A 22,084-nucleotide genomic window follows, 5' to 3' on the forward strand; every position below is an offset into this window, starting at 1 on the left:
AATGAGCAAAATGATACAGGCTGACAGCCAAATCCGCTGGCGCTACCAACTGTTCCTCGCTGACGGCTATTTGGTCGAAGCAAGCACAGACCCGCAAGGTGACATCCTGCAATTGGGGCAGGGTGACATGCACCCCAACATTGAAGCGGCATTGCTGGGCTTGCCAGAGGGAGAAAATACCCGTCTGATCATGATGGCATCGGAAGCTTTTGGCACACCCGACCCCGACGCGATCCAAACCGTGCCGCGTGACGATTTCCCACCAGAACTGGGTTTGCAGCAAGGGCAAATCATCAGTTTCGCACTCCCTTCTGGGCAAGAGATTCCGGGGAAAATATTGGGCATTGGGGATGCGGGTGTGCAGGTCGATTTCAATCACCCGCTAGCAGGGCATAATATCCGCCTTGATCTGGAAATCGTTGAGATAGTAGGAAAACCAACCATGCAAGCCATCCTCGCCAACCCTCGCGGCTTTTGTGCCGGTGTTGACCGCGCCATTGAAATTGTTGACCGGGCGCTGGAAGTGCTTGGCGCTCCCGTGTACGTGCGCCATGAAGTGGTGCATAACCGTTTTGTGGTGAATAACTTGCGTGATAAAGGCGCGATTTTTGTGCAGGAATTGGATGAAATCCCCGATGATGCCACCGTCATTTTCAGCGCCCACGGGGTTTCGCGGGCAGTGCAGGAAGAGGCTAAACGGCGCGGTTTGAAAGTATTCGATGCCACCTGTCCGCTGGTGACAAAGGTGCATATCGAAGTGGCACGTTACAGCCGTGAAGGGCGCGAAACCATCCTCATCGGGCACAAAAACCACCCAGAAGTGGAAGGCACGATGGGGCAATACGACACTTCCCATGGCGGCGCAGTTTACCGGGTCGATTCCCCGCAAGAAGTAGCGGAACTACAGGTCAAGAATCCAGAAAAACTCGCTTTCGTCACCCAAACCACGCTGTCGGTGGACGATGCTTCCATCGTGATTGATGCCTTGCGCAGCCGCTTCCCCGCTATTATCGGGCCGAAAAAAGACGACATCTGTTACGCCACCCAAAACCGCCAAGATGCGCTGAAACGTTTGGCAGATGAAAGCGATTTGATTCTCGTGGTCGGTTCGCCCAACAGTTCCAATTCCAACCGTTTGCGCGAAATTGCCGAAAAGCGCGGTACACCCGCCCACCTGATCGACGGCGCAGAAGACATCCGTGCTGAATGGTTGCTGGGCAAAAGCAGCATCGGTGTCACCGCTGGCGCATCTGCCCCGGAAGTGCTGGTGGAAGGCGTGATTGCCTACCTGCAAGCGCAAGGGGCAAACGTCAAGGTACAGGATTCTGGCATTACCGAAAACGTTTCCTTTGTGTTGCCTAAAGAGTTACGCGCAGATTAATCATCTTCAGGCGCAGTGCAATGCGGGTTCCCCACCTTACAGGAGCTGATCCGCCCCGTTGTGGTTGCCATCGTGACCTTGTAACGGGTGCTGGAACTCGTTATCACGCTCAACGTACCGCCATTGGATACTTTCCCGCTTGGTTGGTAGTTGATCAGCCGTGGGGTTGAGCTATTGCTGGTGATCGTAACGTTGGTGGCGCTAGGTACGGTATCTTGCAAAATGGTGTCTGGTGTATCCGCAGTGCCGTTACCATCGGTATCGCAGGTATTGCCAGTATCGACTGCACCATCGGCATCGCAATCGACGAAGACGATCCAGCCACTATCAAAACCACCGGAGCTTGCGCAGCCTGACCCGCCACTGTTACGCACACACATGGCAGCGTTATAGTTGCGTTTGACGGCTTCGCCACGGGTGTAATTGATGGCTGAAACGAGCTGGTTGTTGAGGGCGGTTAGGCGGTTGTTTTCCATCATGCTGCTCAATGAGGGGGCGGCGACTGATGCCACGATGGCGACAACTGATAGCGTTACCATTAGCTCAATGAGCGTCATACCTTGCTGTTTATTGTTCATGATGCTTTCCATTTCAGGTATGTTATTTTTAGGATTCTTAGAAAGTGAAGGCGTCCATGCCAAGCACGTACTTCCTTGAGGCATCAGTATACAAACATCACCGTGTATCGGCGGGCGCTAAAAGACAGACGGCTTACCAAGCCAGACCGCCCGCTATTTACGCCAAAAAGCCGGGGTTAAAAGTACCAACACTGTCATCAGTTCCAGCCGCCCCATGATCATGCACAGGCTCAGCCACCATTTGGAAAAGTCACTCAGCGGGGCGAAATTGGTTGAAACTTTCCCCAAGCCCAAGCCCATGTTGTTGATGGTCGCGGCTACTGCTGAAAATGCCGTGACTTGATCTTCGCCATCCGCCATCAGCCCCAGCATGAAAACCATGAAGACGAAGACGTAAATGAAGAAGAATCCCCAAACGCCCTTCACCACACTTTCTTCAACTACCTGTCCGTTGACTTTGATGGGGATTTGCGCACGAGGATGCACCAGTAAGTTGATCTCGCGGATAGCTTGCTTAATGAGCAGTAACACGCGGATGTCTTTCATCCCACCTCCCGTTGAACCTGCGCAACCCCCGATAATGCTCAACATGGTGATCATGAGTGGCAAGAAATAAGGCCATGTGGAATGGTCGCCCAGAAATATCCCAGTACACGTCATTACCGACACTACATGCACGGAAGCGTAGCGCAATGCTTCAAATGCATCAGGATATTTTCCGTCAAAATACAGGATGGCAGCGGTCAACCCAATCGCAGACAACATGACCAAGATGTAAAAACGGAATTCCGAGTCTTCCAAATAAACGCTCAGGCTAGTTGCACGCCAAGCCATGAAATGCAGGCCGAAATTTGCACCCGCCAAAAACATGAATAGCACGGCGATATAATCAATGACGGGGTTATTAAAAAAGGCAAGGCTGGAATCGTAGTTGGAAAATCCGCCCGTCCCCATCACCGAGAAACTGTGCCCAACCGCATCAAACCAAGACATTCCGGCAAGGCGGAAAGCCAGCACGCAGGCAATCGTCAAGGAAAGGTAGGTGTACCACAGCAGTTTCGCCGTGGTTGCAATGCGGGGTTCGAGTTTGGAATCTTTGACCGGGCCGGGCGATTCAGCTTTGTAGATTTGCATCCCCCCGACGCCCAACATTGGCAGGATCGCAACCGCAAGCACAATGATCCCCATGCCCCCCAGCCAATGCAGTTCCGTGCGCCAAAATAAAATGGAACGTGGGAACCCATCCAGCCCGATAAAAACCGTGGCTCCGGTGGTGGTCAAACCGGATGTTGTTTCAAACACCGCATTGGCAAAACTTGAGTTTATCGAATCTGAAAAAACGAAAGGCAATGCGCCTGCCAGACTCAGTACCACCCAAAACAGGGTGACAATCAGGAAGCCGTCACGGGTGCGTAAGTTTGCCCTGACCCGCCTGACGGGCAACCACAATGCCGCACCTGCAACAAACAGTATGCCTCCGGCTTCCGCAAAAGGTGATACTTCGGGGTCATTCATCAACCAACCGACCAGAATCGGGGGTAACATGGTCAGGCTGAAAACCATCAGCAACAGACCCAAAATACGCTGGATGACACTGAGTTGCATAGGTCAGAAGTAGTTGATGCCGACCTGGAACAGTTTTTCAACCACAGGTACGTAGCGTTTGTCGGTAACGAACATGATGACGTGATCATTGGCTTCGATCAGGATATTTTCCATCGCCATCAGGACTTCCTCCTTGCGTACCAGTGCGCAAATGCTTGTGCCGGGTGGCAGCTTGATTTCTTCCAAACGCCTGCCGACCACGCGGGAGGTTTTGCGGTCGCCGTGGGCAATGATTTCAATGGCTTCCGCAGAGCCACGGCGTAAGGCATGGACAGCCACGATGTCGCCGCGCCGGATGTGGGTCAGCAGCGCCCCAATGGTCACTTGTTGCGGGGAAATGGCAAGGTCGATGGTATTTTCCACCAGATCGACATAACTGGGGCGGTTGATCAGGCTGATGACCCGTTTCGCCCCCAGCCGTTTTGCCAGCATGGAGGAAAGGATATTGGCTTCATCGTCGTTGGTGGTGGCAATGAAAACATCGGTATTCTCGATATTTTCTTCCAACAGCAAGTCTTCATCGGCAGCGTCGCCTTCCAGCACGATGGCTTTGTCTAAGCGTTCGGCAAGTTTGGCGGCGCGGTCATTGTCTTTCTCAATGATTTTGACCTGATAACGCGAATCTTCCAGCAAGCGGGCAAGGCGGTTGCCGATGTTGCCACCACCCGCCAAAATGATGCGTTTGTAAGGCTTATCGAGCTTACGCAATTCACTGATGATGGCGCGGATGTGTTTGGGGCTGGCGATGAAAAATAGCTCATCATCCACCTCGACAATGGTTGCTTCGGTGGGGGTGATGGCCTTACCTCGGCGGAAAATAGCGGCAACCCGAGCTTTGAGGCCGGGCATGTGTTCACGCATTTCGCTCAGGTGATGCCCCACGAGTGGGCCACCGTGCAATGCCTTGATCGCCACCATCTGTATCTTACCCCCGGCAAAATCCAGCACCTGTAAGGCTCCCGGATGAGCCAGCAGGCGGAAAATGTACTCCGTCACCAGTTGTTCGGGGTTAATCAGCACATCAATCGGTACGGCTTCGGGGGTGAACAGTTCCTTGCGGTCAAGGTAATGGGAGGAGCGGATACGGGCAATTTTGGTGGGGGTGCGGTACAGGGTGTGGGCAATTTGGCAGGCAACCATATTGATTTCATCGCTGTTCGTCACCGCAATCAGCATGTCGGCGTCTTCGATCCCGGCGCGTTCCAGCACCCGTGGGTAGGAGGCTTGCCCCACTTCCACCCGTACATCCTGCTTTTCACGCAACTCCCGCAGGGCAGCGGCATTGGTATCGACGATGGTAATATCGTTGTCTTCGTGTGCCAGCGCCCCAGCGACTGAACGCCCCACTTGCCCCGCACCCAGAATCAGGATTTTCATGCTGGTTTCTAACGTCCGTATTTTTTCGGATCAACATTGAGGGAACGCATTTTGCGGTACAGGTGGGTACGCTCCATTTTGACCTGATCGGCCAGTTTGCTGACGTTGCCATCGGCTTGCTTGAGTTGGTAAATCAGGTAATCGTGCTCAAACTGTTCGCGGGCTTGGCGCAGTGGCAACTCGAACAGGCTTTCGGGAATATGCCCCAGCCCTTCGCTAAATACCGGGATGCGCGTACCGATGGAATCTTCCACTTCGTCCAGCGACACTTCGGTTTCTGTACCCAAAATCAGCAAGCGTTGAACTAGGTTGCGCAGTTCGCGGATATTGCCGGGCCAAGTATGGTTACGCAGGAAATTTTGCGCCGACAGGGAAATGTGGCGGTAAGGCAGGCCGTCCTGCGCGGTAAGGGCATCCACGTAATGGTTGAGTAATTCCGGCACATCTTCCGGGTGTTCGCGCAAGGGTGGGAGCATCAGCGGAACCACGTTCAGCAGGTAATACAGTTCCTCGTTGAATTTCCCGCCGACCACATCGTCTTGCAGGTCGTGGGTGGAAGAGGCCATCAGGGTCACGTCGAGGTCAACCCATTCGTGCCCGCCAGTGCGCATGAAGCGGTTTTCTTTGAGCGCATTCAACAGGCGGATTTGCGCGTCGCTTTCCAGTTCGTAAATTTCTGCCAAATACAGCACGCCGCCATTGGCTTCGTCGAGCAGGCCGTATTGGATTTTGCCGTTTTCTTCCGCGCCGAACAGCAGTTTGCCGACGATGCTGCCCGAATTGTTCCCAGCAGACAGTGCTGCACGTACAAACGGGCGATCTTTGCGGGCGCTGCGCGAGTGGATGTAACGCGCAAACGATTCCTTACCAACCCCCGGTTCGCCGTAGAGCAATACGCGGGTATCGTGCTGGGCAATGCGCTTGGCCTGTTCGCGTAAGCGCTGCATGGCTTGGCTGGAACCTACCGGGTCTGGTGAACTTGCCACCTGTTTGCGCAATCCCCGGTTTTCCTGCTCCAGTTGGCTGGCACGCAGGCCGTTGTTGATGGTCAGCAGCATTTTTGCCATCGACAAGGGCTTTTCGATGAAATCGTAAGCGCCGAGTTTGGTGGCTTCCACCGCCGTTTCAATCGTGCCGTGACCGGACATCATGATTACCGGGCAGCACAGGCTATCGCTTTCACGCCATTCTTTGAGCAGGGAAATGCCATCTTGCCCCGGCATCCAAATGTCGAGCAGGATCAGGTCAGGTTTGCGGCTGCGGTGCAGTTCGCGTGCTTTCGCGGCATTTTCGGCGGTAACAACCCGATAGCCTTCGTCTTCGAGGATTTCGCTGACCAGTTGGCGAATATCTGGCTCGTCGTCCACGACCATGATGTATTGTGCTGTCATATTCCCTGCTCCTTGTCCTTAATTCAGCGGAAAACGTATGCTAAGCATAGCGCCTCCGGCCTCGTGATTCCGCGCTGTCAGATGCCCGGCGTGCTCTTCCACGATTTTTTTCACAATTGCCAAACCTAATCCTGTGCCTTTGTGCTTGCTGGTGACATACGGCTCAAACAAGCGTGGCAGTAATTCCGCCGGGATGCCAGCACCGTTGTCTTGCATGCACAGGGAAACTTGGTTGGCATCTGCCCAGTACGTGGTGGTGATGGTAATGACACCTGCCGCCGTTTGGCTTTCCTCAAGCGCTTCCAAACCATTCTTGATCAGGTTGACCAGTAGCTGGCGGATGCGGTTTACATCCAAACGCAGTGGCGGGATACCCTCGCCCAGTTGCAGTTTGATGCTGATACGGGCTTCGTTCTGGCGGTACAACTCTGCCACTTCCTGCACCAGTGCATTCAGTTCAACCCGTTGCAAATGCAAGCTGGGGGCGCGGGCGTATTCACTGAAAGCATTCACCATCAACTTGAGGTTATCAACTTGTTGAATGATAGTATTAGTCATGCGTTTAAGGAAGCTGGCAGAATCTTCACTCAACTCGCCTGACAGTTTACGGGTCAAACGTTCGGCAGAAAGCTGGATCGGCGTCAGCGGATTTTTGATTTCATGCGCCAAGCGCCGCGCCACTTCGCCCCATGCAGCATCGTGTTCGGCTTGGATCAGGTCGGTGACATCATCGAATACCAGTACCGAGCCGCGTTGCCCCGAAGCATCCGCAGGCAGCGACGCACCCCGGCAAACCAGCAATTGGCGTCCGCTTTCGCGTGTCAGGTTGATTTCAGATTGCCATTCGCTTTCGGTCGCCAGATTCTGCAAATGGGGCTGCACCACTTCGCAGAACGGTAGCAGGTCAGGCACGGAACTGCTGATTTCTTTCATCGCTTGCCCAACGTGATCCAGTAACGGTTGGCGCAGGATATTGGTGGCGGCGCTGTTGACGCGGCGGATAATGCCGCTTTCGTCCAAAGTAATAACGCCGGAGGATAAGTGTTCCAACACCACGTGCAGGTAATCGTGTTCTTGTTGGAGTTGGCGGCGGGCTTGTTCGCGTTCCTGTTGGGCATCTGACAGGCGCTTGGTCATGGTGTTGAAAGAACGTGCCAATAAGCTGAAATCATCCTTTTCCTCGACGGGCAATTTCTTTTGCAAATCACCCGCAGCAACCGCCAATGTGCCTTCCACCAATGTGCGCACCGGGCTGGTGAGGCGGCGGGAAAAAATAAAGGCGGCCCACAGCGCAAACATGACGGTCAACACCATGATCACGAGAATCATCAGGCGAAACGCATCTTTGATGGCATTACGCTGGAAATTAAGCAGCTTGTATTCGTTACGGGCGGCACTCACGCTGTCTGACAGGCTTTGCTCGCGTTCGGAAATTGGGAACAGCGCGGTAAGGATGCCTTCTTGCTGGTTATCAATCCCGTATTGCACGCGCATGGCAACCCGCGAAAATAGGTTTTTAGTCCCCACCGGCTCCAGCTTGTAATAATAATCGCGGACTTGCAGGGCTTGGAACAGGCTGCGGTCAGGCATCCGAGGGATCAATGTCCCTGCGTCTGCCACGCCCACCGCCACCATATTATGGGAGTTGTCCAGCAGGAACACTTCCCGCGCCCCCATCTGTAAAAACTGATCCAATAAGGTGGCTATTTCACTGCGCCCCAAGCCCGCGATGGCATTTTTGAGCCGTTCCAGCTCCGCCAGATGTTGGCGGTTGCGGGTGGCTAGGGCAATTTCGCTCAAATCGAGGGAGTCATCCAGCGCGTGTTCCACGGGTACGGAAAACCAACGGTCAATACGTTCCCCGATCAGGTTGATGGAAAACACAGAAACGATCAGTACCGGCAATAAGCTCAAGACCAAAAATCCCGTCATCAGCCGCAAGGTGAAACGCGACCCCGCTTGCCCGGTGCGCCACTGGTGAAAAACCCTGACCAAGTTGATCAGAATGACCAAACTCAACAGCAGCAGGATCGCAGCACTCAGGTAAAGATGCCAATCGCCGTAACGCGCGGCTTTTTCCGGGCTAATGGTCGCCATGTTCAGCAGCGACAGCGATACCACCAGCAGCGCAGAAATCATCGCTACCGGCAACCATTGCCAGATTGTTTTTTTCAGGGTATCGGCCACATCACTCCTTCACTTTCCAGTGAATAGCGGTCGGAAAACAGCGCTTGGACTTTCAACGGCAAGTTCAAGCTTTTGGGGCTGAGTTTTGCCGTTACGAAGATCGACGCATCATTGTTATAGGCGTTTTGAGGCAAGGCAGGCAAGGGGGAATCTTCCAGTGTTCCCATTTTCTCCAGTGCTGCAATCAGCGTCGGGAAGCTCCAATTCTCACCCGTATCCAGCCGCACCAATTGGTATTGCTGGCTCAAGGGGTGGTAATTCAGTTCCGCCTTGATGGTTTGCAGGCGGCGTTGGGTATTCCACCACCACGTATTGTGCCACTCCAGATTGAAGCGGATTTCATTTTGCAACGTCATACCGTTGAGCAAGCCTTCACGCAGGTAATCGCTTAATTGGTAATCCAGCTTCACGTTGCTGAGCAAGGACTTGGGCTGTTCGCCGGGATAAACCGAAAACTCACGGAAGTGGATGCTGGCTTCCTCAGCTACCGCTTGCCCCAGCAACAGCGCCAGTAATAGCCCGAGCAGTAATTGGCGCAATCCACGAAATGTCATAGCTGCCACATTCATTGTTTCCCACACCGCTTTTCCAGCAATGCATAATAAAACCCATCCATGCCCGTATTCCCCGGCAGGATTTGTCGTCCCATTGGCAATGCACGTCCCCATCCGTCCCCGATGGTTTGATGCACCGCATCGTGTTGTTCCGCCACAAATGCCGCGATTTGCTGGCTGTTTTCATCCGGTAAAATCGAACAGGTGGCGTATAGCAATTTGCCGCCCGGTTTCAAGGTTTGCCAAAGCGCCCGCAATAACCGCGCCTGTTCCTGTTGTAAGGCTGGAATGTCGCTATCACGGCGCAATACCTTGATGTCGGGATGGCGGCGGATAACCCCGGTCGCGGAACAAGGTGCATCCAGCAGGATACGGTCAAACAATTGCCCATCCCACCACGCGGCAATATTCCCGGCATCGGCAGCGACCACTTGCGCTTGTAACTGCAAACGCTGGAGGTTTTCCGTTACCCGCTGCAAACGGCTAGCGCTGCTATCCAACGCGATTACCTGTAAATCTAGCGTCTTTTCCAGCAAATGACTGGTTTTTCCACCCGGTGCGGCGCAAGCATCCAATACCCGCATTCCCGGTTGGCAATCCAGCAGGAAAGCTGCCAGTTGCGCCGCTGAATCCTGTACGGAAACCGCCCCAGCCGCAAAGCCCGGTAACTGTTCGACGCCCGCTGCTTTATGCAAGTTCAAGGCGCTGGCAACGTGAGGCACGGTTTCAGCCGCCAAGCCGCTATTTTCCAGTAATGCTAAGTAAGCGGCAGTGGTGTACTGGCGTTGGTTGACCCGCAACGTCATGGCAGCGTGGGTATTGCTGGCTTGCAGGATGGCTTCCCAATCATCAGGCCATGCGGTGCGGATACGCGCTAGTAACCAGTTGGGGAAGGCGTAACGCGCACTGTCCTGTTGGTCAGCTTGCGCCAGTAAAGCATCACGTTCACGTAGGAAGCGGCGTAACACGCCATTGACCAGCTTTTCCGCCCACGCTTTGCGCAGCTTTTTCACCGATTTGACCGTTTCATTGACGGCGGCGTGGTCGGGAGTGCGTTGGTAAATCAGTTGGTACAAGCCGACCCGCAGCAGGCATTCAACATCTTTGTCGGCGGCTTTGAGCGGCTTACCCAGCAATTGCGCCAATACGGCACTCAAACGTTCGTGCCAACGCAAACTGCCAAAACACAGGTCACGCAGTAATGGCTGTTCGGTGGCGGGCAACGCTTGGGCGACAGGTTGCTGCAAGACTTCGGTCAGGGAATCCCCGCCGTAAATGACTTGCTGCACAATGCGGGCAGCCGCAGCGCGGGTGCTCAAAACTGTTCCCCTAACAGGGAACGCCCATTGAGGAATTCGGCGGCTGACAAGCGCTTTCCCCCCGGCAATTGCAGGGTCAAAATGCGCACCAGGCCATCGCCCGTAGCAATGTCGATACCTTCGCGGCTTTCTGCCAGCACTTCACCGGGATTGCCATTACCAGCAACAATGCGGGAGGCAAAGAATCGCAACGGTTGTCCGTGATACAGCGTGTAAGCCGTTGGGTAAGCATCAAACGCGCGGATCATGCGGTCGATTTCCACCGCTGGCTTCGTCCAGTCGATTACTGCCTCGGCCTTGCTCAGCTTGTGGGCGTAATTGCTCAGCGTTTCATCCTGCACTTGTGGTTGTAGCTTGCCTTCGCAGAGTAAATCTAATGTGTGCAGCAGCGCGGTAGCACCTTCCGTCGCCAGCTTGTCGTGGATGCTTTGCCCTCCGTCTTGCGGGGTAATTGGGCAAACCACTTTGTACAGCATGTCGCCTGTATCCAAGCCCAAGGCCATCTGCATGATGGTTACGCCCGTTTCCGCATCGCCTGTTTGGATCGCCCGTTGGATGGGCGCAGCCCCACGCCAACGCGGTAATAACGAACCGTGGATATTCAGGCAGCCGTAACGCGGAATGTCCAGCACCACTTGCGGCAGGATTAGCCCATATGCCGCCACAATCATCACATCCGGCGCATAAGCCCGTAGCTTGTCCTGCTCTTCGGGCGCTCTCAAAGAAAGTGGCTGTTCTACCGGAATGCCTGCGTTTACTGCGACTTGTTTGACCGGGCCAAAGGTTAGCTTGCGCCCACGACCAGCAGGGCGGTCAGGTTGGCAATACACTGCCACCACTTCATGGCGCGACCCCAGCAGGGCTTGCAGGGCGGGTACGGCAAAATCCGGTGTACCTGCGTAGACGATCCGCAACGCTTGGCTCATCCTGCCGCCACCTTGTCAGTTTGTTTGCTGGGCGGTTTGGCGCGTTCCTTTTCCCACTTTTCCATCTTTTTGCGTACCCGTTGTTGCTTGAGGGTGGAAAGGTAATCAACAAACAGTTTGCCTTGCAGGTGATCCATTTCATGCTGGATGCAGATCGCCATCAGGTCATCGGCATCCATTTCAAACACTTTGCCATCGCGGTCTAAAGCGCGTACCCGGATGCGTTCAGCGCGGGTCACATTGTCGTAATAGTCGGGAACTGACAGGCAGCCTTCCTCATGCTCAACGCTGCCCTCTTTGCTGATGATTTCAGGGTTGATCAGGCAGAGTTGCCCATCTTTCTTTTCAGAAATGTCGATGGTGATGATGCGCTGATGGATATTAACTTGGGTTGCTGCCAAGCCGATGCCTTGATTGGCATACATGGTTTCAAACATGTCATCAATAAGCTGACGGATAGCGGCATCCACGGTGGCTACCGGGGCGGCTTTCTTGCGTAAACGTGGGTCTGGATGGTGTAAAATGTTTAACAATGCCATTGTAAATACCGAAAATCTAAAAGTTCTGAACGTTCTTCGTGACCGTAGTTTATTATAAACCGCAACGTCCAACACATAATAACCACAAGGATACCACCATGCGGCATTCTTCATCTTTTTTCTGGCGAGCTTTGCTGATTGGCACGGCTTCCGTGGCGCTTAACGGCTCGGCAGGTGCTGCCCCGACCCATGATTCCTATGACAGTTACTACGGTCAGCCTGATGCGCCATCAAGGGATGTTAGCCAAACTGCGGATATTACCGTCAATCCTGCTGCGCCGCGTACCTATACCGTGCAAAAGGGCGATACCTTGTGGGGCATTGCGCGTAAATTTCTCAATACCCCGTGGTACTGGCCGGAAGTTTGGGACAAGAACCAAAGCATTCAGAACCCGCACTTGATTTACCCCGGCGATGTGCTGAGTTTGGATTACGTGCAAGGTGGTGGCAACCAGTTGCTTCCGCGCATCCGTGTTGACCGGCGTGGTTCTGGGGAGCCGATTTCCAGCCTGATCCCGTTCATGGCTTGGCCTCGTGTATTGGATGAAGCAACCATCAAGAATGCCCCCTATATTTTGGCGTCGCAGGATGACCATCACCTGATCAGTGAGGGTGAAACCATTTATGTCAGGAACCTGCGCAATGCCGCAGAAGGTACGCGCTGTGCGATCTTCCACCCCAATAAAGCGCTGAAAGACCCACAAACCGGAGCAACTTTGGGCTATGAGGTCACTTACGGTGGTTACAGCCGGGTGGAACGTGTTGGTAATCCATCAACCGCTACCATACTGGATGCCAAACGCGAAATCCGTGTTGGCGACCGCCTGTTCTTGCCGGTGGATGAAACCAGTGGTTTGAATGCCCCGATCCACGCGCCGGATTTCAAAGTCCGTGCTGACATCATTTCCCTCTACGATGCTGAAGCGATCAGCGGCAATTACATGATTGCCACCATCAACAAGGGGCAGCGTGACCACATACAAGTCGGGCATACACTGGGCATTTACGCTGAGGGCAAGACTGTTACCGACCCTTACCTGCGCCAGCAAACCCGTTACGGTACAGGGTTGCCCGTCGAAACCCAGCTTCCACCCGAAAAAGCTGCCAATTTAGTCATTTATAAAGTGACCGATAAGGTCAGTTACGGCTTGATACTGGATGCCACCCGCGAAGTTAGGAATGGCTATAGAATAGGCAATCCATAGCGAAATACCTCCCAAGCTTGACAGGGAATCCCTTGCCAATAAGAAAATAAGTTTTTCATCATATACTTATATATTGATGATTTAGTTATGTTTTTTTGCGTGCAGGAAGGTAATCAGTTAAGCTGCGCACTGAGATGTTGATATATCTCAATGCGCAAGGGGGCGTTCTATGTACGAAACCCGGCACTGTCGGGTTTTTTTATGCCCCAAGGGCAAGAAAAACGGAATATTTGGCTGGCCTCTTCCATCATGATTTCTAATTGACGGGTATTGAGAGTAATAAGGACAGCGAAAAATGATGACATTTGAGACATTTGCATCCGCACAGTTAGCACTTTTGATGGCTGGTTTTGCCATCGCTTTTATCATGGGCGCCGCCGCACAAAAAACCCATTTTTGCACCATGGGCGCGGTTTCAGACTGGGTGAACATGAGCCACACGGGACGCTTGCGGGCTTGGGGCTTGGCAATTGCGGTCGCCACTTTGGGCGTCGTTGTATTGGAACTGATCGGTTGGGTGAAAGCCGATGCTTCATTCCCCCCTTACCGGGGCGGCTCGTTGGCGTGGATTGAAAACTTGTTGGGTGGCTTGCTGTTCGGGGTTGGCATGACCTTGGCAGGCGGTTGCGGCAACAAGTGTCTGGTACGGATTGGCGGGGGCAACCTCAAATCCATCTTTGTTTTGTTGATGGTGGGCGTGATTGCTTATTTCATGGTGACACCATTCCCCGGCACGGACAAAACCTTGTACTCCCTCTTATTTTACCCGTGGACAAACCATCTGGCGGTGAATGTTGGGGCCGCGCAGGATTTAGGGACGTTGCTGGCAGGTGCTGAAAAGGCGGCGTGGGTACGTTTTGCACTGGGCGGCATTTTTTCCCTATGGCTGATCTGGTTGGCGTTCAAGTCCAGTGACTTCCGTAGCAATATTGACTTCGCTCTGGGCGGCATCATTGTCGGTTTATGTGTGCTCGCCGCATGGTATGTCACCAGCAATATCGCAGTGAATGTGGATGGGGAAAGTTACCCGCTCAGCCAATACTACGGCGAATGGGATATGTTGGCGGAATCCGAAGACGGCAAACCCGCACAGGGCGCAACCCTTAGCCCGCAGTCATTCACGTTCGTTAACCCCATGGGGCAAGCTGTAGGTTATGCTAGCAGCGGTTTCAGCAGCACTGTCCTGACCTTTGGCATCATGGCGGTGTTTGGGATAATTGCAGGTTCTTTTGTTTGGGCATTGCTCAGCCGTGCTTTCCGTATTGAGTGGTTCGCCTCCGTCAGCGATTTTGTCAATCATGTGATTGGTGCAACGTTGATGGGCTTCGGCGGTATTTTGGCGATGGGTTGCACCATCGGGCAGGGTATTACGGGGGTTTCCACCCTCGCACTTGGCTCTTTCATCGCGTTGGGGGGAATTATCCTCGGCAGCGCCCTCACCATGAAAGTGCAACTGTACAAAATGATTTACGAAGATGAAGCCAGTTTCGGCAGTGCTTTAGTTACTGGGTTGGTTGACCTGAAACTGTTGCCCGAAAGTTTGCGCAAACTGGAACGGGTTGATTAAGTTTTTTTGAGGAGAGGAGGAAGACGATGTTGTTGAAAGCATTATTCATAAGTGTGGCATTGGTTGTTAGCGCATCGCCCAGCTTTGCGGCTGAGCCAGCGAAAGCCGATGCTGCTCCTGCCGCAGCAGCTAAAAAAGTTGAGAAGGTTGAGTTAAAAGCCGATGCAGCACCTGAGGTTAAAGCTGCGCTTGAAGCCGCAGGAACTGCAAACCAAGCCGTCGTAAAAGCCGGTTTCGAGTGGTTCATGAAGGAAAAATCCATGTCGGATTTGCTGCAAGACGCCATTAAATTAGCTAACGAAGACAAAACTGAAGATGCATTGAAACTGGCAAAAACCATTTCAAAAGCTGCTGAGGCAGGCATGAAACAGGCAGAAGCGGCTAAAACGGTTGCCCCACGTCTGTGAGTAAGGCCGTTAATGGTCAATGAATAGGATTCTGTTTAGAGAGGAGGTAAACATGCGAAAACTTTTTCGCAATCTGGCGATGTCGGCAGTTGTTTCTGTATTGGCATTAAGTACCAGTGTTCCGTCTGCTTATGCAGCAGATGATGCTAAAAAAGCCGATGAAGCCAAAGCAGCGGATGTGGCAGCTAAGCCCGCAGACGCAGCTAAACCAGCGGATGCGGCAGCTAAACCCGCCGATGCTGCTAAGACAGAGGAGAAAAAGGAAGTAACGGGTAAAGACCTGGCTTTCGACCGCGCTAAAGGTAACTGCCTTGCTTGCCATATCATCGCTGGCGGGGATTTGCCGGGTAATATCGGCCCACCACTGGCGGGCGTTTCCCAACGTATCCCTGACAAAGCCAAGCTGCGTGCTCAAGTCTACGATGCACGTGTTGCCAATCCCGACACCATCATGATCCCGTTCGGTCCTATGGGTGTCATGAACGACGAAGAGATCGACAAAGTCGTGGAATTCATATCAACACTGTAATAGTTGCCAAGTTTCTGGAGAGAGGAATTATGAAACGTAGAACATTTTTGCAAGGCACATTGGCAGCGGGAGCGGCTGGCTTGGCAGTCAGTGCAGGCTTGCTGACCCCGCGTATGGTCATGGCGGAAGGCGGCGGCGCATTTGACGCAAAAACCTTGGATGACGCGCTGAAAGCCATGGCGCTGACCCCGGAAGAATCCAAAGACATCACCATCAAAGCCCCTGAAATTGCTGAAAACGGTGCGGTAGTCCCGGTTGAAATTACCACCACCATCGCAGATGCCAAAGAGATCAGCATTTTGGTTGAAAACAACCCGACCCCACTGGCAGCCACCTTCATCCTCGGCGAAGGCGCCACTGCTGGTGCATCTACCCGTATCAAAATGGGCAAAACGTCCAACGTGGTAGCGGTGGTCAAGGCAGGCGACAAAGCCTATTCAGCCAAACAAGAAGTCAAAGTCACCATCGGCGGCTGCGGCGGCTAATTACGGGAGCAATCAATCATGTCAAGCATCAAACTGAAAGCCAAAGTTGAAGGCGATACCGTCGAAGTCAAAGCACTGATAACCCACCCAATGGAAACCGGGCAACGCAAGGACAAAAAAACCGGCGAACTGGTTCCCGCACATTGGATCAAGGAAATCATCGTCAGCGCAGGCGACAAAACCGTGATGACCGCCAACTGGGGCGCATCCGTATCCAAGAACCCATACCTTGCATTCAACTACAAAGGTAAGGCCGGGGACAAGATCAAACTGTCTTGGACTGATAGCAAAGGCGAAAAAGATTCTGCGGAAGCAGATGCCGCTTAATTACGAGGAGGTTCTCATGAAAAAAGCATTTACAGCCGTAGCAATTGTCGTGGCTTTGGCAGCTTCCTCATTTAGCACAGCCCAAGCAGGCCCTGCGGAAGACTTGGCAGCATTCCAAGGTTATTACGCCAAGCTGTTTCCGAATGTTCCCGCCGCTGACTTTAAAGATGGTGCGTATGCACTGGATGCGGCATTGAAGGAACAATGGCAAACCATGGAGGAGTTTCCCCCTTACGAACCTGACGTGGATGCAGGTAAGAAAATGTGGGAAACCCCTTTCAAGGATGGCAAAACTTACGCAGATTGCATGGGTGATGTGAAAGCCGTCCGTGGTAAGTTTCCGCACTATGACGCAGAAAAAGACACCATTGCCACACTGGAGGGCGCATTAAACGCCTGCAAAACTGCGGGTGATGGTGAAGGTTTCATGGATAAAGAGGGCAAGCCGCTGCTGAACAAGGGCAAGATTGCCCAATTGGCTGCTTACATTGCGATGGAAGGTCGTGGTGGCAAAATTGACATCCCCACGCCAGAAGGCAAAGCTGTAGCATGGTATGACAAAGGCAAAAACTTCTACTACGCTAAACGTGGTCAGTTGAATATGTCTTGCGCGGACTGCCATACTTACAACGCGGGTAAAAAGATCCGTGCTGACTTGCTCAGCCCTGCAATCGGTCACGTTACCCACTGGCCTACTTACCGTTCTGCGGATGGTGAAATCACCACCTTGCACAACCGTTTTATGGGTTGCAACACCATGGTGCGTGCCAACAAGTTCAAGGCGCAAGGCGACGAATATAAGGCATTGGAATATTTCCTGACTTATATGTCCAACGGCCAAGAATGGAATGGCCCCGGTTCACGTAAGTAACAACCGACGTTCGATCTGACAATCGCAGAAAAGCCCGGCTCATGTCGGGCTTTTCTGCGATGTTGAAGTTTTTATTGAGAGAGGAATTATGAAACGTAGAACATTTTTGCAAGGCACATTGGCAGCGGGAGTGGCTGGCTTGGCAGTCAGTGCAGGCTTGCTGACCCCGCGTATGGTCATGGCGGAAGGCGGCGGCGCATTTGACGCGAAAACCTTGGACGACGCGCTGAAAGCCATGGCGCTGACCCCGGAAGAATCCAAAGACATCACCATCAAAGCCCCTGAAATTGCTGAAAACGGCGCGGTAGTCCCGGTTGAAATCACCACCACCATCGCAGACGCCAAAGAGATCAGCATCTTGGTTGAAAACAACCCGACCCCATTGGCAGCCACCTTCATCCTTGGCGAAGGTGCTACCGCTGGCGCATCTACCCGTATCAAAATGGGCAAAACGTCCAACGTGGTAGCGCTGGTCAAGGCAGGCGACAAAGCCTATTCAGCCAAACAAGAAGTCAAAGTCACCATCGGCGGCTGCGGCGGCTAATTACGGGAGCAATCAATCATGTCAAGCATCAAACTGAAAGCCAAAGTTGAAGGCGATACCGTCGAAGTCAAAGCACTGATGACCCACCCAATGGAAACCGGGCAACGCAAGGACAAAAAGACCGGCGAACTGGTTCCCGCGCATTGGATCAAGGAAATCATCGTCACCGCAGGCGACAAAACCGTGATGACCGCCAACTGGGGCGCATCCGTATCCAAGAACCCATACCTTGCGTTCAGCTACAAAGGTAAGGCCGGGGACAAGATCAAACTGTCTTGGACTGATAGCAAAGGCGAAAAAGACGCAGCGGAAGTCGATGCCGCTTAACGCGCTATTCCCGCCTTAACCGTTGGCTTTATCTTTCCGGTATGTGGCTGGAAAGATAAAGCGCTATATCCCCTCCACTATTTTTCTGAGTCCCCTGCACGTTTCCTGCAAACGCTTTACCTACACTGGCGCGGTATCATTTCCTCGAAGCATAAAGGTACTGCCATGTTTCATGCGATTTTGCGGCGCGTATTCCGTCAAGTGTTGCTGCTTTTCTTGCTGCTAGCCACGGTTGTATTGGCTGGGGCAAGCTGGATCGACGGGGAAATCTTTTCGCCGCCACGCCGCGCTTTGCAGAGCTACCATCTGGAACGCCTCCAGCACCCAGCCGCGTTTGGCTTGAAAATCCGCAGTTACGCTTGTTTGGCAGGTAAAGTACCGTGCCTGCTGGTGGAGCCGGATGCGCAAGCTGGAGCGGGAGAACGTGGACGAAAACTCCGTCAGCAACTTGCCGACAAAGGCATTACCCCGCCTGCTTACGGGCAAGTGCGTGGCACGATGGTACTGCTGCACGGTCGGAACATGCGTAAGGAAGACCTGCTGCCCGTGGCAGAGCGCTTCGTTGCTGCTGGTTTCCGCTGCCTGATTCCCGACCTACCTGCACATGGCGATAGCCCGCTGTTGACGGTGGCGTTTGGTGGGAGTGCGTTTGAACGCAGCTTGCCACGTAAAATATTGGCGGATGCGCGGCAACATTTCGCCTTGCCTGCCGAACCCGCAGCCTTATGGGGCATGTCGATGGGGGGCGCATTTGCCGTGAGTGCCGCTAACGAATCGCCGCAAACGTGGGATGCGCTGATCGTGGTCAGCAGTTTCGGTACGTTGGAACAGGTGATGGATGTGCAGGTTCCACGCCGCTGGAAAACGCTGGTAAGCAAGCTGTTCCCGGCGCTGGATGCTGCCCAGCAATTGCGTGGACAACCTGCGGTCAGCCATCTCAACCCGCAGGAATGGGCGCAAGGCGTACATACCCCAGCGCTGGTCGTGCATGGAACCCGTGATGCTTTCATCCCCTTGGTGCAAGGGCGTAAGTTGTACGATGCGCTCGCCAGCCCGCACAAACGCTGGCTTACGGTAGATGGTGGTGGGCACACGAATGTACTGGGGACAGCGATGCCGTTGTATGCGGAAATGGGAGGCTGGCTGTTGCAGACCATCCCGCCACAATCTCTTGCTAACAACCGCTAGCGGCTGGAGTAAACAATTGGCTTGCAAACCTTTTTGCAGTGCCATAATCTCATTGGCATCCACCCTCAGGAGCTTATCATAATGAAAACAGTCGGCTTACTCGCACTTACCTTACTCTTCTCGCCACTGGCTGCGTTTGCCGCCATTCAGGCTGATTCCAGCATCAGCACCGTTACCGTTTACCCAGACAGTGCCCGCGTTACGCGCATCGCCAAAATTGCCCTGCCTGCCGGTGAGAACCAAGTCCTGCTGCCTAATTTGCCGCTGAGTTTGGATGAAGCTTCCCTGAGGGTTTCGGGGGAAAGTGCCGAATCGGTGGCCTTGGGCAGTGTGCAACTGGAACAAGCAGTTTCCGCCGATGCGGTGCAGGCGCGTGAAAAGCAGTTACACGACGAAATCGACGACTGGAAGCGCAAACGCCAAGAAGTGCTTGATGCCAAAACCCGCGCCGAACAGCAAATTGAATTCATCCGCGCTGCCGGTGGCTTAGGTGTTGCTGCTGCCCCTGCCGAAGACGGTGCACCCGCACCTGCCGCGCCTGCTGCCAAACCGTTGCCAATGGATCAGTGGCAGGCGGCATGGCAAACCCTTGAAGCCGCCACGGCTACGGCGCAAACCAAAGTCCGCGATGCTGACAAAACCATTGCCGAATTCGACAAAGGCATTGCCCAATTGGAAGCCCAGCTCGCGCAAGTCGCGACGGGTAACACCACTTCACGCACAGCCACCTTACACGTCAAAAGCGACAAACCCACCGAACTCAACCTGACCTTGCTTTATCAGATTCCGCAAGCGGGTTGGAAGCCGGTTTACGATGCGGAACTTAATAGCGAAGATGGCAAGCTCAACCTGAAAACCCAAGCTGAAATCCGCCAAACTACCGGGGAAGACTGGTCGAATGTCGCAGTTACCCTTTCTACCTTGCGCCCGACCAGCAATGCTGCACTGCCGGAGTTGGATAGCTGGGTCATCGACTTTGAAAAGGAGCGGATTTATCGCGCCGCCAGTGTTGAGGATGAAGGCGTGGTGAAATCAATGGTAGAAGCGCCTGAGCAGATGGCGGAAATGGCTGCTGCGCCCGCTGCGGCTCCTGCGCCACCGCCTGCCCCCAAACCGATGGCAGTGATGGAAAGCGCTTTGACCACGGGCGATTACAACGCCGAATATAAAGTGCCGGGTGCGCTGACGTTGGCATCCGGCAATGACAGCCGCCGCGTGACCCTCGAATCCCGCCAATTGGAAAGCAAACTTGCGCTGAGCAGCGTGCCGCGTCTTGATCCACGTGCGGTGTTGACCAGCAAAGCGGTTTACACGGGTGAAGCACCGTTGATTCCGGGGGCGGTTTCCCTGTACCGCGATGGTAGCTTCGTCGGCAGCAGTGATTTGCCGCCGTTACAAAAGGGTGAAGAGATGAAACTTTCCTTCGGTGAAGATGACCGGGTGAAAATAAAATTCAACGCCTTACCCGAAAAAACCACCGAGAAAGGTTTGCTCACCACCCGCGAAAACCGCGAACGCCAGTACGAAGTCACGGTGGAAAACCATCACGACAACGACCGCAGCGTGGTGTTGTACGATACCTTGCCAGTGTCAGCGCATGAGGACATCAAGATCACCGTCAGCGGGGAAAAGCCGCAGCAAAACGACATCGACGGCAAAAAAGGTGTGGTGGCGTGGGAACGTGAAGTCGGCGACGGGGAAAAACTTATCCTCAAATACGGCTACGCGGTCAGTTATCCACAAGGCAAAGACCTTTCCGGCTTATGAGTATGCAAGCTAACACCCTGCCCGTTGTGCAGCTTTTGCAGATTTCTGACAGCCATTGTTATGCCGATGACGATACGCGGCTGGAGTGGACGGATGCGGAAATTTACCCCAACCGTTCACTGCAAGCGGTGCTGGCGTATTTGGTGGGGCGGGCTGCGGGGTGTTCCGCGCTGTTCTTGAGCGGCGATTTGGCGCAAGAGGAAACGGCCGCAACCTATCAGCACATGAACGCTATGTTGGCAGATTTTCCGCTGCCAGTGTATGCGATGCCCGGCAACCACGACATCCCGGCGCTGATGCACGCGCACTTAAACGGCAAGGTGTCCCTGCCGGAAAAGGTGACGTTCGGCGTGTGGCATTGCTTGCTGCTGGATACCAGCGCACCGGGCAAACCGGACGGGCATTTGGGTGACGAACAATTCCAGCGGCTGGAAAGTTTGCTGGAAAGTATTCCACCGGAGCATTTCATTGCGCTGTTCATGCACCACCATGCGGTTTTCATCGACAGTGCGTGGATGGATGTGATGGGGCTGCAACAACGCGAACGTTTTTGGGTGCTGCTGGAACGTTTCCCGCAAGTACGGGCAGTGTTCAACGGGCATATCCATCAAGAATTCAGCGGGGAACACACCTTTGCCAGCGGGGTAAGCGTGCCGGTTTTTGGGACGCCAGCCACCAGTGTGCAACTCAAACCCACCAACCCGGTGTTTGCGTTTGACCATACCCGCCCCGCATGGCGCGAAATTAGCCTGCATCCTGATGGCAGTGTGACAACGCAAGTGCAGTATTTGACTCTCCCGATGTAATCCCGTACCGTGCCGCGCTGTTCAGGTGCTTGTTCATCAACTGATGGGAACAAGATAAATGGGAAACTGGTGCAAAACCAGTGCTGCCCTCGCAACGGTGAGCGTGCCAACGCAAGCCCGATACCAGCCTGACAACGTGCGGTGGAAGACCCCAAGCCTCCTCCGTTGCCAGTAAACGTGCGCGATGGGCGCACAGTACGGAAA

The 22,084-nt window shown here is 53.8% G+C and carries 22 protein-coding genes, 1 pseudogene and 1 riboswitch; of the genes and pseudogenes, 14 read left to right on the forward strand and 9 right to left on the reverse strand.

All coding sequences use genetic code 11. From position 1 onward, the window contains the following. Positions 1-10 precede the first annotated feature (10 nt). Positions 11-211, forward strand: a pseudogene (locus tag PHE17_RS21685) (FKBP-type peptidyl-prolyl cis-trans isomerase); the annotation flags it as partial. A gap of 231 nt (positions 212-442) precedes the next feature. Continuing rightward, on the forward strand, positions 443-1,381 hold the full coding sequence (gene ispH, locus PHE17_RS01765; protein ID WP_301014318.1) for a 4-hydroxy-3-methylbut-2-enyl diphosphate reductase: 939 nt from the start codon (positions 443-445) through the stop codon (positions 1,379-1,381). Here the strand turns inward: ispH and PHE17_RS01770 are convergent. The 9 genes from PHE17_RS01770 to def form a co-directional block, all read right to left on the reverse strand. Then, complete coding sequence (locus PHE17_RS01770; protein WP_301014092.1) at positions 1,378-1,959, reverse strand: GspH/FimT family pseudopilin; 582 nt, start codon at positions 1,957-1,959, stop codon at positions 1,378-1,380. The genes ispH and PHE17_RS01770 overlap by 4 nt on opposite strands. Before the next feature lie 153 nt (positions 1,960-2,112). Then, positions 2,113-3,564 carry a TrkH family potassium uptake protein gene (locus tag PHE17_RS01775; protein ID WP_301014093.1) on the reverse strand — a complete coding sequence of 484 codons (1,452 nt, stop codon included), beginning with the start codon at positions 3,562-3,564 and terminating at the stop codon, positions 2,113-2,115. Positions 3,565-3,567: 3 nt separating this feature from the next. Then, entirely contained in the window at positions 3,568-4,941 is a 1,374-nt protein-coding gene (trkA, locus tag PHE17_RS01780) for a Trk system potassium transporter TrkA (RefSeq protein WP_301014094.1), read from the reverse strand. An 8-nt stretch (positions 4,942-4,949) separates the two neighbouring features. Further along, entirely contained in the window at positions 4,950-6,332 is a 1,383-nt protein-coding gene (locus tag PHE17_RS01785) for a sigma-54 dependent transcriptional regulator (protein ID WP_301014095.1), read from the reverse strand. An 18-nt stretch (positions 6,333-6,350) separates the two neighbouring features. Further along, positions 6,351-8,519, reverse strand: a complete 2,169-nt coding sequence (locus PHE17_RS01790) for an ATP-binding protein (RefSeq protein WP_301014096.1) — start codon at positions 8,517-8,519, stop codon at positions 6,351-6,353. Further along, a complete protein-coding gene (locus tag PHE17_RS01795; RefSeq protein ID WP_301014319.1) occupies positions 8,504-9,073 on the reverse strand; it encodes a DUF4390 domain-containing protein in 570 nt (189 codons plus the stop codon). The genes PHE17_RS01790 and PHE17_RS01795 overlap by 16 nt, the downstream gene beginning before the upstream one ends. Positions 9,074-9,084: 11 nt before the next feature. Beyond that, a complete protein-coding gene (gene rsmB / locus PHE17_RS01800; protein ID WP_301014097.1) occupies positions 9,085-10,392 on the reverse strand; it encodes a 16S rRNA (cytosine(967)-C(5))-methyltransferase RsmB in 1,308 nt (435 codons plus the stop codon). Next, on the reverse strand, positions 10,389-11,318 hold the full coding sequence (gene fmt, locus PHE17_RS01805) for a methionyl-tRNA formyltransferase (protein WP_301014098.1): 930 nt from the start codon (positions 11,316-11,318) through the stop codon (positions 10,389-10,391). Before fmt ends, rsmB begins: the two co-directional genes overlap by 4 nt. Continuing rightward, positions 11,315-11,857: a peptide deformylase gene (def, locus tag PHE17_RS01810; protein ID WP_301014099.1), complete on the reverse strand. Its 543-nt coding sequence runs from the start codon at positions 11,855-11,857 to the stop codon at positions 11,315-11,317. Before def ends, fmt begins: the two co-directional genes overlap by 4 nt. Before the next feature lie 98 nt (positions 11,858-11,955). Between def and PHE17_RS01815 the strand changes: the two genes are divergently transcribed. The 12 genes from PHE17_RS01815 (at position 11,956) to PHE17_RS01870 (ending at position 21,880) form a co-directional block, all read left to right on the forward strand. Continuing rightward, positions 11,956-13,062, forward strand: coding sequence for a LysM peptidoglycan-binding domain-containing protein (locus PHE17_RS01815; protein WP_301014100.1), 1,107 nt, complete (start codon positions 11,956-11,958; stop codon positions 13,060-13,062). A gap of 295 nt (positions 13,063-13,357) precedes the next feature. Beyond that, positions 13,358-14,629, forward strand: a complete 1,272-nt coding sequence (locus tag PHE17_RS01820; RefSeq protein ID WP_301014101.1) for a YeeE/YedE family protein — start codon at positions 13,358-13,360, stop codon at positions 14,627-14,629. 26 nt (positions 14,630-14,655) lie between these two features. After that, positions 14,656-15,036 (forward strand): hypothetical protein, encoded by a 381-nt coding sequence (locus PHE17_RS01825; protein ID WP_301014102.1) that lies wholly within the window; start codon positions 14,656-14,658, stop codon positions 15,034-15,036. 52 nt (positions 15,037-15,088) lie between these two features. Beyond that, positions 15,089-15,565 (forward strand): sulfur oxidation c-type cytochrome SoxX, encoded by a 477-nt coding sequence (gene soxX / locus PHE17_RS01830; RefSeq protein WP_301014103.1) that lies wholly within the window; start codon positions 15,089-15,091, stop codon positions 15,563-15,565. 29 nt (positions 15,566-15,594) lie between these two features. Next, positions 15,595-16,050 (forward strand): thiosulfate oxidation carrier protein SoxY, encoded by a 456-nt coding sequence (gene soxY, locus PHE17_RS01835; RefSeq protein WP_301014104.1) that lies wholly within the window; start codon positions 15,595-15,597, stop codon positions 16,048-16,050. Positions 16,051-16,068: 18 nt separating this feature from the next. Further along, entirely contained in the window at positions 16,069-16,377 is a 309-nt protein-coding gene (gene soxZ, locus PHE17_RS01840; RefSeq protein WP_301014105.1) for a thiosulfate oxidation carrier complex protein SoxZ, read from the forward strand. A gap of 16 nt (positions 16,378-16,393) precedes the next feature. Continuing rightward, positions 16,394-17,248 carry a sulfur oxidation c-type cytochrome SoxA gene (soxA, locus tag PHE17_RS01845; RefSeq protein WP_301014106.1) on the forward strand — a complete coding sequence of 285 codons (855 nt, stop codon included), beginning with the start codon at positions 16,394-16,396 and terminating at the stop codon, positions 17,246-17,248. Positions 17,249-17,336: 88 nt separating this feature from the next. Beyond that, positions 17,337-17,792, forward strand: a complete 456-nt coding sequence (gene soxY, locus PHE17_RS01850) for a thiosulfate oxidation carrier protein SoxY (protein ID WP_301014107.1) — start codon at positions 17,337-17,339, stop codon at positions 17,790-17,792. An 18-nt stretch (positions 17,793-17,810) separates the two neighbouring features. Beyond that, complete coding sequence (gene soxZ, locus PHE17_RS01855; RefSeq protein WP_301014108.1) at positions 17,811-18,119, forward strand: thiosulfate oxidation carrier complex protein SoxZ; 309 nt, start codon at positions 17,811-17,813, stop codon at positions 18,117-18,119. 165 nt (positions 18,120-18,284) lie between these two features. After that, the gene (locus tag PHE17_RS01860; protein WP_301014109.1) at positions 18,285-19,307 is read left to right on the forward strand and encodes an alpha/beta fold hydrolase; all 1,023 of its coding nucleotides are present in this window, start codon (positions 18,285-18,287) and stop codon (positions 19,305-19,307) included. A gap of 81 nt (positions 19,308-19,388) precedes the next feature. After that, positions 19,389-21,074, forward strand: a complete 1,686-nt coding sequence (locus PHE17_RS01865) for a mucoidy inhibitor MuiA family protein (RefSeq protein ID WP_301014110.1) — start codon at positions 19,389-19,391, stop codon at positions 21,072-21,074. Continuing rightward, positions 21,071-21,880, forward strand: a complete 810-nt coding sequence (locus PHE17_RS01870) for a metallophosphoesterase (protein WP_301014111.1) — start codon at positions 21,071-21,073, stop codon at positions 21,878-21,880. The genes PHE17_RS01865 and PHE17_RS01870 overlap by 4 nt, the downstream gene beginning before the upstream one ends. Positions 21,881-21,886: 6 nt before the next feature. After that, positions 21,887-22,027, forward strand: a riboswitch (cobalamin riboswitch). Positions 22,028-22,084: the final 57 nt, after the last annotated feature.

The organism is Thiothrix sp. (assembly GCF_028714775.1).
Taxonomy (GTDB): Bacteria; Pseudomonadota; Gammaproteobacteria; order Thiotrichales; family Thiotrichaceae; genus Thiothrix.

Excerpts from the sequence above, each read along its gene's own strand:
- ispH (WP_301014318.1), top strand. The coding sequence starts at position 443 with ATGCAAGCCATCCTCGCCAACCCTCGCGGCTTTTGTGCCGGTGTTGAC.
- PHE17_RS01770 (WP_301014092.1), bottom strand. The coding sequence starts at position 1,959 with ATGAACAATAAACAGCAAGGTATGACGCTCATTGAGCTAATGGTAACG.
- PHE17_RS01775 (WP_301014093.1), bottom strand. The coding sequence starts at position 3,564 with ATGCAACTCAGTGTCATCCAGCGTATTTTGGGTCTGTTGCTGATGGTT.
- trkA (WP_301014094.1), bottom strand. The coding sequence starts at position 4,941 with ATGAAAATCCTGATTCTGGGTGCGGGGCAAGTGGGGCGTTCAGTCGCT.
- PHE17_RS01785 (WP_301014095.1), bottom strand. The coding sequence starts at position 6,332 with ATGACAGCACAATACATCATGGTCGTGGACGACGAGCCAGATATTCGC.
- PHE17_RS01795 (WP_301014319.1), bottom strand. The coding sequence starts at position 9,073 with ATGACATTTCGTGGATTGCGCCAATTACTGCTCGGGCTATTACTGGCG.
- fmt (WP_301014098.1), bottom strand. The coding sequence starts at position 11,318 with ATGAGCCAAGCGTTGCGGATCGTCTACGCAGGTACACCGGATTTTGCC.
- def (WP_301014099.1), bottom strand. The coding sequence starts at position 11,857 with ATGGCATTGTTAAACATTTTACACCATCCAGACCCACGTTTACGCAAG.
- PHE17_RS01815 (WP_301014100.1), top strand. The coding sequence starts at position 11,956 with ATGCGGCATTCTTCATCTTTTTTCTGGCGAGCTTTGCTGATTGGCACG.
- PHE17_RS01820 (WP_301014101.1), top strand. The coding sequence starts at position 13,358 with ATGATGACATTTGAGACATTTGCATCCGCACAGTTAGCACTTTTGATG.
- PHE17_RS01825 (WP_301014102.1), top strand. The coding sequence starts at position 14,656 with ATGTTGTTGAAAGCATTATTCATAAGTGTGGCATTGGTTGTTAGCGCA.
- soxX (WP_301014103.1), top strand. The coding sequence starts at position 15,089 with ATGCGAAAACTTTTTCGCAATCTGGCGATGTCGGCAGTTGTTTCTGTA.
- soxY (WP_301014104.1), top strand. The coding sequence starts at position 15,595 with ATGAAACGTAGAACATTTTTGCAAGGCACATTGGCAGCGGGAGCGGCT.
- soxZ (WP_301014105.1), top strand. The coding sequence starts at position 16,069 with ATGTCAAGCATCAAACTGAAAGCCAAAGTTGAAGGCGATACCGTCGAA.
- soxA (WP_301014106.1), top strand. The coding sequence starts at position 16,394 with ATGAAAAAAGCATTTACAGCCGTAGCAATTGTCGTGGCTTTGGCAGCT.
- soxY (WP_301014107.1), top strand. The coding sequence starts at position 17,337 with ATGAAACGTAGAACATTTTTGCAAGGCACATTGGCAGCGGGAGTGGCT.
- soxZ (WP_301014108.1), top strand. The coding sequence starts at position 17,811 with ATGTCAAGCATCAAACTGAAAGCCAAAGTTGAAGGCGATACCGTCGAA.
- PHE17_RS01860 (WP_301014109.1), top strand. The coding sequence starts at position 18,285 with ATGTTTCATGCGATTTTGCGGCGCGTATTCCGTCAAGTGTTGCTGCTT.
- PHE17_RS01865 (WP_301014110.1), top strand. The coding sequence starts at position 19,389 with ATGAAAACAGTCGGCTTACTCGCACTTACCTTACTCTTCTCGCCACTG.
- PHE17_RS01870 (WP_301014111.1), top strand. The coding sequence starts at position 21,071 with ATGAGTATGCAAGCTAACACCCTGCCCGTTGTGCAGCTTTTGCAGATT.